At 33.4% G+C, this 14,640-nt stretch carries 15 protein-coding genes and 4 pseudogenes; 17 read left to right on the plus strand and 2 right to left on the minus strand.

The features are described 5' to 3' along the window. Window positions 1-2: 2 nt before the first annotated feature. Window positions 3-511 (plus strand): annotated as a pseudogene (locus tag O1Q06_RS06500) (transposase); the annotation flags it as partial. On the opposite strand, the pseudogene O1Q06_RS06505 reads toward O1Q06_RS06500, so the two are convergent. Further along, window positions 512-1,380, minus strand: a pseudogene (locus O1Q06_RS06505) (IS982 family transposase). A 78-nt stretch (window positions 1,381-1,458) separates the two neighbouring features. On the opposite strand from O1Q06_RS06505, the pseudogene O1Q06_RS06510 reads away from it, so the two are divergent. The 7 genes and pseudogenes from O1Q06_RS06510 to O1Q06_RS06540 form a co-directional block, all read left to right on the plus strand. After that, window positions 1,459-1,845 (plus strand): annotated as a pseudogene (locus O1Q06_RS06510) (transposase); the annotation flags it as partial. Between the two features lie 484 nt (window positions 1,846-2,329). Beyond that, the gene (locus O1Q06_RS06515) at window positions 2,330-2,977 is read left to right on the plus strand and encodes a hypothetical protein (RefSeq protein ID WP_410542457.1); all 648 of its coding nucleotides are present in this window, start codon (window positions 2,330-2,332) and stop codon (window positions 2,975-2,977) included. Between the two features lie 125 nt (window positions 2,978-3,102). Continuing rightward, window positions 3,103-3,357: a hypothetical protein gene (locus O1Q06_RS06520; RefSeq protein ID WP_410542458.1), complete on the plus strand. Its 255-nt coding sequence runs from the start codon at window positions 3,103-3,105 to the stop codon at window positions 3,355-3,357. A 14-nt stretch (window positions 3,358-3,371) separates the two neighbouring features. After that, the gene (locus O1Q06_RS06525; protein ID WP_410542459.1) at window positions 3,372-4,799 is read left to right on the plus strand and encodes an ankyrin repeat domain-containing protein; all 1,428 of its coding nucleotides are present in this window, start codon (window positions 3,372-3,374) and stop codon (window positions 4,797-4,799) included. Window positions 4,800-4,842: 43 nt separating this feature from the next. Next, entirely contained in the window at window positions 4,843-5,847 is a 1,005-nt protein-coding gene (locus tag O1Q06_RS06530) for an IS630 family transposase (RefSeq protein ID WP_410542460.1), read from the plus strand. 2 nt (window positions 5,848-5,849) lie between these two features. After that, on the plus strand, window positions 5,850-6,632 hold the full coding sequence (locus tag O1Q06_RS06535) for a hypothetical protein (protein ID WP_410542461.1): 783 nt from the start codon (window positions 5,850-5,852) through the stop codon (window positions 6,630-6,632). 75 nt (window positions 6,633-6,707) lie between these two features. Next, window positions 6,708-6,851, plus strand: coding sequence for a hypothetical protein (locus O1Q06_RS06540; RefSeq protein ID WP_410542462.1), 144 nt, complete (start codon window positions 6,708-6,710; stop codon window positions 6,849-6,851). 130 nt (window positions 6,852-6,981) lie between these two features. Here the strand turns inward: O1Q06_RS06540 and O1Q06_RS06545 are convergent, their stop codons facing one another. Next, window positions 6,982-7,923: an Rpn family recombination-promoting nuclease/putative transposase gene (locus tag O1Q06_RS06545; protein WP_410542463.1), complete on the minus strand. Its 942-nt coding sequence runs from the start codon at window positions 7,921-7,923 to the stop codon at window positions 6,982-6,984. A gap of 89 nt (window positions 7,924-8,012) precedes the next feature. Here O1Q06_RS06545 and O1Q06_RS06550 point away from each other — a divergent pair, with 89 nt between their 5' ends. From O1Q06_RS06550 to O1Q06_RS06590, 9 genes and pseudogenes are all read left to right on the plus strand, one after another. Then, the gene (locus tag O1Q06_RS06550) at window positions 8,013-8,933 is read left to right on the plus strand and encodes a helix-turn-helix domain-containing protein (protein WP_410542228.1); all 921 of its coding nucleotides are present in this window, start codon (window positions 8,013-8,015) and stop codon (window positions 8,931-8,933) included. 187 nt (window positions 8,934-9,120) lie between these two features. Next, window positions 9,121-9,789, plus strand: a complete 669-nt coding sequence (locus O1Q06_RS06555) for a JAB domain-containing protein (protein ID WP_410542261.1) — start codon at window positions 9,121-9,123, stop codon at window positions 9,787-9,789. A gap of 279 nt (window positions 9,790-10,068) precedes the next feature. Beyond that, on the plus strand, window positions 10,069-11,319 hold the full coding sequence (locus tag O1Q06_RS06560; protein WP_410542464.1) for a hypothetical protein: 1,251 nt from the start codon (window positions 10,069-10,071) through the stop codon (window positions 11,317-11,319). An 84-nt stretch (window positions 11,320-11,403) separates the two neighbouring features. Continuing rightward, window positions 11,404-11,679 carry a helix-turn-helix domain-containing protein gene (locus O1Q06_RS06565; RefSeq protein WP_410542465.1) on the plus strand — a complete coding sequence of 92 codons (276 nt, stop codon included), beginning with the start codon at window positions 11,404-11,406 and terminating at the stop codon, window positions 11,677-11,679. Next, the gene (locus tag O1Q06_RS06570; RefSeq protein ID WP_410542246.1) at window positions 11,669-11,848 is read left to right on the plus strand and encodes an IS630 transposase-related protein; all 180 of its coding nucleotides are present in this window, start codon (window positions 11,669-11,671) and stop codon (window positions 11,846-11,848) included. Before O1Q06_RS06565 ends, O1Q06_RS06570 begins: the two co-directional genes overlap by 11 nt. A 47-nt stretch (window positions 11,849-11,895) precedes the next feature. Next, window positions 11,896-12,015 (plus strand): hypothetical protein, encoded by a 120-nt coding sequence (locus tag O1Q06_RS06575; protein ID WP_264330464.1) that lies wholly within the window; start codon window positions 11,896-11,898, stop codon window positions 12,013-12,015. A gap of 131 nt (window positions 12,016-12,146) precedes the next feature. After that, a protein-coding gene (locus O1Q06_RS06580) for an IS630 family transposase (RefSeq protein ID WP_410542466.1) occupies window positions 12,147-13,140 on the plus strand; the annotation gives its coding sequence in 2 pieces (ribosomal slippage) (window positions 12,147-12,608 and window positions 12,610-13,140; 993 coding nt in all). Window positions 13,141-13,197: 57 nt separating this feature from the next. Beyond that, window positions 13,198-14,065, plus strand: a pseudogene (locus O1Q06_RS06585) (IS982 family transposase). 368 nt (window positions 14,066-14,433) lie between these two features. Then, window positions 14,434-14,616, plus strand: coding sequence for a hypothetical protein (locus O1Q06_RS06590; RefSeq protein WP_213863843.1), 183 nt, complete (start codon window positions 14,434-14,436; stop codon window positions 14,614-14,616). Window positions 14,617-14,640: the final 24 nt, after the last annotated feature.

Below are 14,640 nucleotides of genomic sequence, written 5' to 3' on the forward strand. Positions count from 1 at the left end.
CCATGGAAGATATAACAAAACTGTTTTGTCTGGTCGATGATTTTTGCAGAGATATAGAGAAAAATTTTGCAGATAAACTACTGCCAAACGGTAAAAACCCACAAGAGTGCCAGAAATTACACATTCGGAAATTATCACAATAATCCTCCTGTATCAGCAATCTCCCTGTGAAAATTTTAAGGCTTTCTACCTGCATTACCTAACATTGCTCTACAAATCAGAGTTTTCGAAGTTGCCTTCATACACTAGGTTTGTTGCTCTAAAGCCCAGGGTTTTGTGGCATTTAGCCATGCTATTACAGTGCCTTTGCGGATGGTCAGAACTTACTGGAATCTCATACATAGATACAACTCCTATTGCAGTTTGCCATGCAAAAAGAATATCAAGAAATAAGGTTTTTGCTGGAATTGCAAAATTAAGCAAGAGTACATATGGCTGGTTTTTCGGCTTTAAACTACATTTGATAATTAACGAGAAAGGTGAAATTCAAGCTTTTAACGCTAATTCTGGATTAAGGAAGGAAGAAAGTATAGGAAATGGAAGACTTTTTGGATTTCAAGGAATAGGAAATGAGAGTAGAAAAGATGTGAACCAAGAAATTAACGGGAGATCTATGGCGAGTATGTTCAATTTCAAGTCTATTTTTGAGGTAGCCAAAAATCGTCTCAATGATCGACCTTTTTCTCAGCAAAATCTTTTCATGTAGTGAAATTAATGCGTTTTTCATCCCCTTTTTCACCTTGGTAACAAGTTTCAAACCGCGGTTAAACAACTCTTGGAAAAGCTCTTTTTTAATATAGCCTTTATCACCAAACAAAAGACCGGTTAATTTCTTAGTTAGGTTTGCTACAGGCTCTCTATCGTCAACATTACCTCTTGTAAGCGTAAAAGCTTGAATTTCACCTTTCTCGTTAATTATCAAATGTAGTTTAAAGCCGAAAAACCAGCCATATGTACTCTTGCTTAATTTTGCAATTCCAGCAAAAACCTTATTTCTTGATATTCTTTTTGCATGGCAAACTGCAATAGGAGTTGTATCTATGTATGAGATTCCAGTAAGTTCTGACCATCCGCAAAGGCACTGTAATAGCATGGCTAAATGCCACAAAACCCTGGGCTTTAGAGCAACAAACCTAGTGTATGAAGGCAACTTCGAAAACTCTGATTTGTAGAGCAATGTTAGGTAATGCAGGTAGAAAGCCTTAAAATTTTCACAGGGAGATTGCTGATACAGGAGGATTATTGTGATAATTTCCGAATGTGTAATTTCTGGCACTCTTGTGGGTTTTTACCGTTTGGCAGTAGTTTATCTGCAAAATTTTTCTCTATATCTCTGCAAAAATCATCGACCAGACAAAACAGTTTTGTTATATCTTCCATGGGTAACCTCATCTATTTTTTTCTATTTGTTGAGTTTACCCTACTCTCCTGACTTTTCTATTCTCTTTTTAATCCAGAATTAGCGTTTTTACGCTTACAAGAGGTAATGTTGACGATAGAGAGCCTGTAGCAAACCTAACTAAGAAATTAACCGGTCTTTTGTTTGGTGATAAAGGCTATATTAAAAAAGAGCTTTTCCAAGAGTTGTTTAACCGCGGTTTGAAACTTGTTACCAAGGTGAAAAAGGGGATGAAAAACGCATTAATTTCACTACATGAAAAGATTTTGCTGAGAAAAAGGTCGATCATTGAGACGATTTTTGGCTACCTCAAAAATAGACTTGAAATTGAACATACTCGCCATAGATCTCCCGTTAATTTCTTGGTTCACATCTTTTCTACTCTCATTTCCTATTCCTTGAAATCCAAAAAGCCTTCCATTTCTTATACTTTCTTCCTTCCTTAATCCAGAATTAGCGTTTCAAGGGGAGTCAATAAGTTTAGATAAATTAATAAATGATGAGTCAAAACATCTAATAGATTCTGATGATGAAGTATTTTCAAAACTGGTTGATAATGAAAAAATAGAGATAGGAAAAGGACTAACAGATGAGAAGTATGATGATGTTAAGGATTATTATATTCTCAGGAAATTTTATAGTCATATAAGGATTAAAAAAGATTTTAGGGATCCTGATCCTAAGAAGGAAAGGTCTAAATTTTTTGTTACTAATAATGACCAGGTTAGCGAATCAGATCTTCAACAAAATCAAGATATAGTGTTGGTTTCTGATATAGAAGATAATTTTAGTAAGCTATGCAACAAGTAAGGAGGACGTAATATTCATTGGCTCAAGAAAAATGAAATAGATAATTTTATATGGCAGAAATCTCACGGTTCTTTATCTAAGCTACGGAAGTTTATAGATATAAGTAGCGAGCCATCCAAGTTGACACCAGAAAAAATTACAGGTTTCAATGATAAAATAGTAATTATTGCTGCGGAGCCTGGTATGGGTAAATCCACTGTACTGACTCATTTAGCAGTGAAGACAAAAGAAATTAACCCTTCTTCTTTATGGATTGTTAGAGTTAATTTATTAGATCATCAGGGTATATTGAGGAAGTTGAAGGAAAATGAAATAGACATCAATGAAGTAGAAGCTGTGAAATTCATTTATAGATCTGCAGGATTTAAACTCTTTGAAAAAAAAGAACAACAGAATGATGAGGATCGTAATCAAATGATAGATAAAGTTCTTAGCCTAATAGGCATAGATGAAGAAGGTAAAATACATCTAAAAGACTCTGAAGAAAAGGTGAAGAATTTAAATTTATTAGAAGTAGAGTTATTTAATCACTTCTATAATCAAAGAAAAATTGCTTTGATGTTTGATGGATTTGATGAGATTAGTCCTGATTATAAGGATAAAGTTATTAAATTACTGGAAACTGTGAAAAGCACTAAAAAAGTGGAAAAGCTATTGATAACCACTCGCCGCTATCCTTATATACAGAGTGAACTAGAAGATAAATTGAATATATTTTCTTATGCAATAGAGGATTTTTCTAAAGAAAATCAAAAAAAAAGTTTTTAAAGCGATTTTGGGAAAAAAAATTAAAGCTAAAGATTGATAGATTAGATGACGAACGTTTCAACCTTTTTACGGATGAACTAATAGAGAAATTTTCTGAATCTACAAGAGATAGAGAAGAGAAGTTTATGGGTATAGCTTTACATACAATGATGATTGCTCAGGTTTTCCAGGACACATTTAAAGAATTTTATCATTCTGGTTCCAAAGAACTTTCCAGTGAATATAAACAAAAACTCAGCGAAAAGCTAAATTTAGCCACTCTATATGAGCTCTTTGTTAAGATTAAATTTGATGAAATTCGCTTTGGAGAAAAAAAGCCTAATATGAATACTTATGATGTAGATATGAGAAATGTCATTAAGAAAGAGAAGAATTTATAGAAAATCACAAAATATTGGCTTTATATACTTTATTCAAAGTAGAAGAACTAAAAAAATTATTTTCCGAATCAGAAGAAGGTATTTTAGAAAAAGTGAATCACTTAGTAGAAATGATAAAGAACGCTAATGAAAAGAATGGAATTATTGATAGGATTTCTGATGATAACAAACCTATTTTCGTTCACCGCACATTTGCAGAATATTTTGCTGCAAAGAAATTAGCTAATTTGGCAGTTAATCTACCTGAATCAGAAGATGTAAGAAAGCAGGCAATACGTGATTTTCTGCTTAAGTATATATTTAACAGGGAAAATGAAGTAATAAGGCATTTCTTTGATCTTATGTTGGCTAAAGATAAAGAAGGAGAAAATAAGTATACAATACATAATGCAGTCTTAAGTAATGATGAAGAAAAAGTTAAAAATTTATTAGAACAAGACAGCAGTATTATTAACACCACTGATAGAGGAGGAAGAACACCACTTCATTTAGCTGCTGCTTATGGTTATTATGGTATTGTCAAAATTCTATTAGAAAATAAAGATGTAGTAGATGTTAGTGCTACTGATAACATTTTTGGTTGGAGACCTTTAAGTTACGCTGATGAGACTAATGAATGGAAGATAGCTGAATTGCTTTTAGAAAAAGGAGCAAATGGTGATGATATGTTTAAAGCTATAGAAAGTATTAATAATGGGAATAAAAATACAGTATTGCATATAGCAGCCAAGGAAGGTTTTGATAAAATAGCCGAGGTTTTATTAAACAGTAGAGAAGAAAATTTAAACGATCTGATTAGAACCATTAATACTTTAGATCAAGAAGGTAATTTACCATTATGTTTAGCAATTGAAAACGATAACACAAATATAATTGAACTTTTACTCAAGTACGTAAAAGATAAAGAGCTCAGTAGATTGATTGAAATTATTAATCCAGACAATATTGGAAAACACGGGTCTCCTTTATTCTTGGCAATAAATGATAATCCAGGAACAGTTGATATTTTACTTGAAGACATGACTAACGATCAGATCATGAATATTATAGGTGAAGCACGCAGTAGCTCTGATTATTACCAACCTTACCTAGTACAACTTGCTGCTTCTGAAAATAAAGATTTATTAGACCCTTTACTCGAATATATAGAAAAGTTGGATCCTGATCAACAAGTTGGGATTTTTGAAAGATTGGATTGGAATGATGTTCATCCTGATTTTATTTTTTATTTAGAGGACAATTTGAAACGAGCATTTCCTAAAATTCTTAGAAGTAATTTAGAGGAAATAAAAGAAGCTTTAACGGGGATGCGTAATAGTCCTGATCCAGAGTGGTTTCGACTTGAAATTTTAGCAGAAGAGTGCTTATCAGATTCATCTAGTGAGCGAAAAAGAAGAGAAGTTATACCAATTCCCGCTATACAAGCAACGAATAGAAAATAATGGAAAAAAGCCATACTGAAGTAAGTAAAATAGCGAGGTTTAGATGGCATTAAGATCAAAATTATTGGATGAAAAAGTGGTGAAATCAGCAAAAGAGATGCTGAAGAGAGTAAGAAATAATGCGTATGTTGCAAAAAAACTAAATGCTGTAATTGCAGCAAAAAAGCACAGTATAACAGCTGTAGCAAAAATATGTTGCATTTCGAGAAAGGCAATTACTACATGGATAAAGCACATAAAATTTGGAAGAGAAGAAAAATTATTTGCTCCACCTCAACGCCGTAGAAAAACTATATTGAACCAAAGTCAACTTGAACGAATTGAGTTGTGGATAGAGGAAAACCCCAATATTACTATTAGAGAAATGAGAATAAGAATCCAAGAAAGATTTGGTTTGAATATCAGAAAATCCGCAATACATCGTAATATGCAAAGAATGAAATTCTCATATATCACACCAAGACCAGTTCATAGTGGACAAGATAAAAACAAGCAAGAGGAGTTTAAAAAAAAACTCAATGAAACTATTGTCATGCATTCTGAAAAAGAGCTATTTTTCTTCGATGAATCACGGTTTGGTACACATTCGAAAGTTGGACATGGGTGGTTTAAAAAAGGCAGTAGGACACAGGTTAAGGTAAAATTAGGTAGGGAAAATTTTTATCTCTATAGTGCAGTTAATCCCAGAAATGGAGAGAATTTTAGCTTATTTGCACCAAACGTCAACACTGATTGTATAAATATATTCCTTGAACAGATGTCGCAATATTTAGGAATACGAAAGGCTTTTCTCTTGATGGATTGCGCTAGTTGGCATAAGTCAAAAAATTTAAAGGCACCTAAAAATATCGAAATTATATACCTACCACCATACTCACCTGAACTCAATCCTGTTGAGAGGTTTTGGTTATATATAAAACAGAACATTTTACGCAATAAAATCTACGATACAATTGTTCTGCTTGAATGCGCTTTGTGTAAATTTATTACCTCTCTTTCCCCTTCCACGGTTAAACAACTCTGCTATGCTTCTTATTTGGTTCATTAATAATGAGAATTGGTATAAGATTAAAGAATGGTCTATTACCAAATTGGTATGACAGATTACATGTAATTATGAATCACGTACCAATGAAAATAGAGGAATTTAAGTTAAGACCACTACCTTTAGTATTCGATCACAACGAGGAAATCATTAGAATAGCGGCAGAAAACGTAGATAAGAATAATAAGGTTATTATATCACAGAAAATTGAAGATTATACTTTCAGTAAATTAGAAAACGATCTAATAATGACCTTTAATAACAATGCAAGTTTGATACTCAGTGAATTTTATAAAAACAAAGAAATGGAAACACTAACTATTAGATTTGCAAATAAAGAAGTAACAATAAAGGATGAGTTAAATAATGTAAGAAGTTTTGATGATTTAAAAGAAGAGTATAGAAACAATACTGCTAATATTATCAATAGTTTCAACAATTCTACTGAGGCAACTGAGGCAAGTAATTCGACTGAGACAAGTGTGAAATCCTTCATAAGGAATAGAAGAGATATAGAAGGTAATGTAAAGAGTGCAGCTAGCAGACCAACTTCATTTATAAACAACTTGATTGGTTGGGTGAGAAATTCTATAGGTAAATGGTTTGAGGCACAACAATCTAATAAAATTTATCCTCAAGATGATGAAGCTAAGCCTGTAATTCAGAATCAGTTTTATGATCAAAATAATTTCAGTTACAGCATGCCTACAGTAGATAATCAAGGCGAAAATCGAAATATAGCACTACCAGAGATAAATAGTGACATAGTAAATAGTACTGTAATGTGAGCTGATCTTGCTATTAGACTATACACCAAGGAAAAGCAAAGATACTCAGTAGATTTATTGTCCAAGGATAAAATTATGAAGGAAAGGATAGATACTATCCACTCAACTGTTGAGAAAGCAATAACAAAAGGTAATATTCTTTATGGAGATGGCGAACCTAATACAAATTTGAGTTCTGTTTCTACAGAAAGTGCTGTGGGTTATAAAGGAAGAGGATAACTAAATTCTTTTACCTTATACCACTCACAGTAAGGCATCTATTTGTAGACCATTCAAGTGCTTTCTATTCTGGAAAAAGTATAGTTAATACTATTTTAAGATAGTGACCATAACAATGAAAATATTACTTTTAAAGTTTTTTTATTTCATCTATAGATAAGCCAGTAGACTGTGAGATAATATCAACTGAAACTCCAGCTTTAAGTAGGTTCTGTGCCACTGCTATTTTAGCTTTCATTTCACCTTCTTCTCTACCTCTTTCTTCGCCGATTTGAATACCCCTTTCCTCGCCGATTTGAATACCTTCTTGTCTACCTTCTTGTCTACCTTCATGTTTAGCATCATCAAGTTTTTGAGCAAGGACAGCCTGTTCATCACGAATACGCTTGATCTCTTGTTCATAGGCAATAAATTCTTTTTCTGACCAGTTGAACCTATTGAGTTCTTCATATGCTCTTTTAATTATTAGATCACTTCCTATTATTCTTTCTAACTCTTCTTCACTAGTTTCATCTGCATATCTAAAAAAGTAGACCCATTTTTCAACTATACTTGAAAGCTGATCTTCTTTGGTTTTTGGAAATTTAGGCAGCTCAATAAATACAAAATAAAAATCTTTTAGATCATGTTCATTAGTATCTTCATCCCGAATGGTGTGTTTTGATTTATACTCAGCCTTATCCGGAAATAGTATACAATCTGCTATAGCAATAAAGATAATTTCCTTAAGGTCATGGTATTGATCACCTTTATCCGCTTGTCTTGAGTAAGCTTTAGCTGCGTAGTATTGGGCACGTTTTTCAAAGCCTTTGGTTTTAGCGACCTGCATCTCAATTATCCATTGCACTCCTGTAGAATCTCTACATAGCACATCAACAATACTTTGCTTTTTAGATGCAATATCAGGATCTTGAATAGTACTTAAAAACTCTATATCCTGTATTGCATTTTTGCCAGTAAAGCTCAAAATATCATTTAGAAAGTGAATGAGGATATCTTTATTCTTTTCAGTACCAAAGATACGCCGAAACGCAACATCATTTTTTGGATCGAGAAACTTAGAAAGAGCCATGAGAAAGTAAGATAAAAAGCATTAATAATTATACGCAATTCTGAAGAAATATTCAACAATTAAACGTAATGTTAACCCGTATAATATTTATGACAAACATCTCGATAAGGTATCAGATAGAACACAAAGTAAGAAGCTGGAGGTTAAAGAGAAAATATACTCTGAAAGATTTAGCAGGCAAAGTAAACATAAACTATCATACGCTGCTAAGATATGAGCAAGGAGCATGTGGCATTCCAATTGGGAAGTTAAAAATATTAGCAGATGCATTATCAGTTCCTATTAGAAATCTATTTCCCAAACGAAAGGTGCTAAGAGAAAATAGCTGTTTTGATAAAGCTAAGGAACAAGCAATGTATAATCTAATGCAAAGATACATACAAATAGGAGAGCGAGAACTACGCAAGGTGGTTTATGCTTTGACCCAATCTATTCAAGCTGAAAAGGAAAGTAATATCAAAGCAGCAAGAATAAGAATTGCAAAGAATCTAGTTAAGGCAGAGTTTGATAATGACATTATCTATCGAGCAACGGGCTTATCAACTGAAGAATATGCTGATAAAGATAGTATCGGCTGTACAAGTCAAAATGGAGGACAAGAGATCAAGAAGTGGAGAATAATCAGAGGCTATACACAAGAAGAATTAGCAAAAAAGCTAGATGTAGGTCCCTCACAGATACATCATTATGAGCAAGGTAGTGTTACTCTTTTAAGTGAAAGGTTGTGGGAGATAGCAAGAGAATTATCAGTGAATGCTGAAGATCTGATAAAGGAAGAAGATAATTATGAAGATGGTGAAGCAGAAAATGATTTATTAAGTTGGGCGAGGGAATATAGAAAAATTGACAATCAAGAATCACGAGATGAGCTAAATATATGGGCAGAATTTTTCTTGCAAAGAAAGCAAATTTACAAAGAAAAGATTTACAAAATAGAGGAAATGAAAGTTGCAAATAATTTACTTCAGTTAGGTTTTTCTACTGATGTTATTTCTAAAATAATTGATTAACAACAACCTTTTTACATAACTTGAAAACAAATATATATTAATATCTTTACCTATCCATGAAAAAATAAGTAAAAAAGATTGAAAAATTGATTTGACTTCACTCAAAAGCTATGGCTCTATGCCAATGCTGATAAAAAACAGCAGTAAATAATTAAAAATAATTTGTTATTAACGAGGAGTATATTTTATGAATAATAGTGAAAAACTTACAGAAGAAATAGAAAGAGTACTACAAAGCGGAGGAGGAGGTGCTCTATTTGATCGTGAGATAGTGTCAGTGCTTCTAGGAGCAGTTCACGACAGAAAGCAAGCACAAGATGTTACTAAAACTCTAATGGATAATTGTCCAGGAATAGGAGAAATTTTGGGACGAGAAATCGATGATCTGAAAATGATAGAAGGAATGACCGAACATGCAGCTGCAGCAATTGAATGTGTTAAAGAAGCTTATAAAAGAGCACTCAGAGAAGGATTAAAGAGAGGCCCAGTAATGGATAGCCAAGAAAAGCTGATAGAGTATGTAAGGGTAAACATAGGCTTTTCAGCAAAAGAAGCTGTCCAGATAATATACTTGGATAAACAGAACCGTTTGATAAGAGATGAAGTGTATTTTGGTACAATAGATGAAGTACACCTATCTGAAAGGAAAGTGGTAAAAAAGGCGTTATCAATGGAAGCAGCGTCAATAATATTAGCTCATAACCATCCAGGAGGGAGTTTAGAACCATCAGAAGATGATAAAGTAATGACTAGAGAATTAGTGTCAGCATGTCAAGGAGTGGGAATTGAGTTAGAGGATCACATTATTATGACAGACAAAGGATATTGCAGCTTTAAGGAAAGAGAGTTGTTATAAATCAAATTTCAATTGCTTGAGAAGTTTGGCTACCACACAGTAGCAAGAAAACTAAGTCAAGAATCTGGAGAGAGATATTGGAGAATTACAAAATATAAAAGATCTTTGTATAGTTTGTATATTAAGTTGTAGTTAAAGAATAAAAGTCCTGATAAAGCTATTATTTTATTAGAAATAGTTGCAAAATATACAAGATCTTTTTATAATTTGCGTATTAAGTTAATTATAAAGCAATAAATTGCTCTTTAGACTTGAATAACATGCTTAATAGGAGGCTATATGACTACTAAAAAAACAGTATCATTTGATGATACAGATGGAAATACTTATGAGTTAATCATTGATTCTAAAAAGTTACCAAAAGGACTATATAGTGCTATTGAAGGTATAAGGCGTACTGGCAAAAAAAATCAGCAGCCTGTATTTGTAGACGAGATTGATCCGAAAATATTTGATGATAAAAGCAGGTTTGAGAATCCTGAAGGTGTGCCTTCCCCTAGCGATGCTTCTGAAAAATCAATCAATCTTGGAGAAGGACGTAAGATTTATAACACAAAATCTTCAAATCGTCAAAATCCGTTTATTCCAACCTTAAGCAAGATAGAGCTAAGTGCAAGTGAAAATGCAGAATTAAGATGGTTTAAAAGTAGAGTAGTAAAGGCAAAAAGCGTAGATGAACTGAACAAAGTGATAGACCAGGCACTAAGCGCTGGAATAAGGATAAATGCGCATAGCGAAGGACAGAAGAGTTTTGCTGATACGGTGATATCGAAAATGTCTTTGATCAAATGCAAAGAAAATGAGAAGGAAGATATAATATGTGAATTAATGCTAAATGGAGCGATATTCAGTTACGATCTATTGCAGGATAAGGGAATAATTGAAATGCATAACAAACTCTATCAAGAGATTCGTCCACAGATAGATGAGTTGCTAAAAGAACTGAGAGAAATTGGTGAAAGTGCTATTGAAAATGAAGGAATCATAGAAGACGTGGAAATAGATAATCAGACGTTTTTTATGAAATTTTCTGAGAGTAGTAAGGTAAATATTGCAAGAATATTGGAAGGTACAAAAAATTTAGGATTAACCACAGGAGAGGTAAAATTAGGAGGTGATGTTATAGAAATTGGGAATAGTAAGGTTGAGGTTAAAAGTGGAAAAGAAGGTGAAAGGAATTATGTTGATGTGTCTGACAATAGTGCTTTTGAGGTAGCATTTCCCACAAGTATTGGTAGCCTAAAAATTGTAATATGCCATAATGCAAGAAATGATCGTCAAGTAGAGATTAGAGTAGCAGATAAAGAAATGTGGTCTGAACTACAAAAAAAAGGGGAAACTATAGGAAAAGGGTGTTTTTTTGGAGGAATGACAGTCACAGAAGCAGTAGAAAAAGGAAGTTTCCCTAGGAGTGGTAAGTGGAGTAAAGAAAAGGTAAAAGAAGAAATAAAGGCGATTAGTAATAATGAAGCATTATCATGGGTTAATAGGGTGTGTGGAGGTAGTAAAGAAACCTCTCGAAAGCTTTAAACAATCGGAAACTTTTCCTCAATAAAGTTAAGCTATAGCAAAAAATTTTCTAGCAGGGTATATATGTTTATTTCCGTAAAAATAGTGAACAATAATACAAAGAACATTAGCCCTGCAAGATACAAAATAGCACAAAAAATAAGAAGCTGGAGGCTAAAACAAAAGTATACCCTAAAAGATTTAGTAGAGAAAACAGGTATAAAGTATCATATGTTGCTAAGATACGAGCAAGGAACATGTGGCATTCCAACTAAAAAATTAAAAGTTATAGCGGAAGCATTATCAGTTCATGTTGGTATAGTATTTCCTAAAGTAAATGATAAAGGTATAATAAAGTATTTGAGTTATAATGGCATATAGTGTGGATTTAAGGGAAAAGGCAGTATTGATGATAGAAAAAGGGAAGGCAAAGGTTGAGATAGCAGAGCTCATGGAGATAGGAATAGCAACGCTGTACCGCTGGTTAAAAAAGAAAGCTGCTGGTGAAAGCCTAAAGCCATCTAAAACGGTAGCTTTATTCGAAAAATAGACCCAAAAATACTCGAAGAATATGTTACAAAGAATCCAGATCATACTCTGGCAGAGATGAAACAAAATCTTGGATTTGGAATAAATTCAATTTGGTATAGACTAAAACAGCTAAAAATTACTTTAAAAAAAAGTCACACTATATCAAGAGCGCAATCAAGAAGATAGGCAGCAATCTATTGATAAAATCTCAAAAATAGACCATTCCAGCATCTTATACCAGTTCCCACTATGTAAAGAACAGATAGACAATAATGGGAAAGAAGTGATACTAGAGTAGATAAAATAGAGAGGTATAAATGGCATTAAGGTCAAAACTGTTAGACGAAAAAGTTGTAAATTTGGCGAAAGAAATGTTAAAAAAGGTCAGAAATAACGCATATGTTTCAAAAAAGTTACAAGCGGTGATAGCAGGAAAAGAAAGTAGTATAAGCGCTGTGGCAAGAATATGTAAAATTTCAAGGACTGCTTTGACTGAATGGATAAAGCATCTAAAATTTGGAAGAGAAGAAAAATTATTTGCTCCACCTCAACGCCGTAGAAAAACTATATTGAACCAAAGTCAACTTGAACGAATTGAGTTGTGGATAGAGGAAAACCCCAATATTACTATTAGAGAAATGAGAATAAGAATCCAAGAAAGATTTGGTTTGAATATCAGAAAATCCGCAATACATCGTAATATGCAAAGAATGAAATTCTCATATATCACACCAAGACCAGTTCATAGTGGACAAGATAAAAACAAGCAAGAGGAGTTTAAAAAAAAACCTCAATGAAACTATTGTCATGCATTCTGAAAAAGAGCTATTTTTCTTCGATGAATCACGGTTTGGTACACATTCGAAAGTTGGACATGGGTGGTTTAAAAAAGGCAGTAGGACACAGGTTAAGGTAAAATTAGGTAGGGAAAATTTTTATCTCTATAGTGCAGTTAATCCCAGAAATGGAGAGAATTTTAGCTTATTTGCACCAAACGTCAACACTGATTGTATAAATATATTCCTTGAACAGATGTCGCAATATTTAGGAATACGAAAGGCTTTTCTCTTGATGGATTGCGCTAGTTGGCATAAGTCAAAAAATTTAAAGGCACCTAAAAATATCGAAATTATATACCTACCACCATACTCACCTGAACTCAATCCTGTTGAGAGGTTTTGGTTATATATAAAACAGAACATTTTACGCAATAAAATCTACGATACAATCGTTCTGCTTGAATGCGCTTTGTGTAAATTTATTACCTCTCTTTCCCCTTCCAACGCTAATTCTGGATTAAAAAGAGAATAGAAAAGTCAGGAGAGTAGGGTAAACTCAACAAATAGAAAAAAATAGATGAGGTTACCCATGGAAGATATAACAAAACTGTTTTGTCTGGTCGATGATTTTTGCAGAGATATAGAGAAAAATTTTGCAGATAAACTACTACCAAACGGTAAAAACCCACAAGAGTGCCAGAAATTACACATTCGGAAATTATCACAATAATCCTCCTGTATCAGCAATCTCCCTGTGAAAATTTTAAGGCTTTCTACCTGCATTACCCAACATTGCTCTACAAACAGAGTTTTCGAAGTTGCCTTCATACACTAGGTTTGTTGCTCTAAAGCCCAGGGTTTTGTGGCATTTAGCCATGCTATTACAGTGCCTTTGCGGATGGTCAGAACTTACTGGAATCTCATACATAGATGCAACTCCTATTGCAGTTTGCCATGCAAAAAGAATATCAAGAAATAAGGTTTTTGCTGGAATTGCAAAATTAAGCAAGAGTACATATGGCTGGTTTTTCGGCTTTAAACTACATTTGATAATTAACGAGAAAGGTGAAATTCAAGCTTTTACGCTTACAAGAGGTAATGTTGACGATAGAGAGCCTGTAGCAAACCTAACTAAGAAATTAACCGGTCTTTTGTTTGGTGATAAAGGCTATATTAAAAAAGAGCTTTTCCAAGAGTTGTTTAACCGCGGTTTGAAACTTGTTACCAAGGTGAAAAAGGGGATGAAAAACGCATTAATTTCACTACATGAAAAGATTTTGCTGAGAAAAAGGTCGATCATTGAGACGATTTTTGGCTACCTCAAAAATAGACTTGAAATTGAACATACTCGCCATAGATCTCCCGTTAATTTCTTGGTTCACATCTTTTCTACTCTCATTTCCTATTCCTTGAAATCCAAAAAGCCTTCCATTTCCTATACTTTCTTCCTTCCTTAATCCAGAATTAGCGTTAAAAGGAGCTACTTGATGACACCAAAGAGGCTACTTGAATGACAAGAGAGGAAGTGCTGGAATGACATTGTCTTGAGTGCATAATGCACCAAAGGTTGTGTACCAAAAAGGTGTCATACCAATTTTAAAAGGCTGTCATGCAAGTGGCCCCTCCGTTGTCATCCAAGTAGCTGACACTGGGATCCAGAAAACTTAATTTAAAAAGTTGTTATTCCAGCACTTCTTCTCTTGTCATCCCAGTCTGGAATCCAGGAGTATAAAAATGGTGAATAAAATTTATGTTAAAAAACTGCTTGTGCTAATAATTGATTCTTAATATACTCATTACATAATAATTTAATTTAGAGGTTGATATGCATGGTAACAATGGTTCAGGCAAAAGAGTATTTGATAATACTGCTCCAGGAGGAGGAAGGGTTGATCTGAGCAAAATAGATCCAAAGAAAATAGATGATTTTAGAGACATGATTAGACGTGAAGAGGAAAGAAAGAAAAATCAATCTAGTGGTCAGGGCACCAGTAGGAGTGGTAAGTAATTATGTTGATTAATTAGAGAGGTG

This window comes from Wolbachia endosymbiont of Tetranychus urticae (assembly GCF_046529255.1).
GTDB lineage: Bacteria > Pseudomonadota > Alphaproteobacteria > Rickettsiales > Anaplasmataceae > Wolbachia.

Bases quoted from the DNA above. Each gene is read 5' to 3' on its own strand.
- O1Q06_RS06540 (WP_410542462.1), top strand. From the start codon at position 6,708: ATGAAGGAAAGGATAGATACTATCCACTCAACTGTTGAGAAAGCAATA.
- O1Q06_RS06555 (WP_410542261.1), top strand. From the start codon at position 9,121: ATGAATAATAGTGAAAAACTTACAGAAGAAATAGAAAGAGTACTACAA.
- O1Q06_RS06545 (WP_410542463.1), bottom strand. From the start codon at position 7,923: ATGGCTCTTTCTAAGTTTCTCGATCCAAAAAATGATGTTGCGTTTCGG.
- O1Q06_RS06520 (WP_410542458.1), top strand. From the start codon at position 3,103: ATGGGTATAGCTTTACATACAATGATGATTGCTCAGGTTTTCCAGGAC.
- O1Q06_RS06535 (WP_410542461.1), top strand. From the start codon at position 5,850: ATGAGAATTGGTATAAGATTAAAGAATGGTCTATTACCAAATTGGTAT.
- O1Q06_RS06570 (WP_410542246.1), top strand. From the start codon at position 11,669: ATGGCATATAGTGTGGATTTAAGGGAAAAGGCAGTATTGATGATAGAA.
- O1Q06_RS06530 (WP_410542460.1), top strand. From the start codon at position 4,843: ATGGCATTAAGATCAAAATTATTGGATGAAAAAGTGGTGAAATCAGCA.
- O1Q06_RS06590 (WP_213863843.1), top strand. From the start codon at position 14,434: ATGCATGGTAACAATGGTTCAGGCAAAAGAGTATTTGATAATACTGCT.
- O1Q06_RS06550 (WP_410542228.1), top strand. From the start codon at position 8,013: ATGACAAACATCTCGATAAGGTATCAGATAGAACACAAAGTAAGAAGC.
- O1Q06_RS06560 (WP_410542464.1), top strand. From the start codon at position 10,069: ATGACTACTAAAAAAACAGTATCATTTGATGATACAGATGGAAATACT.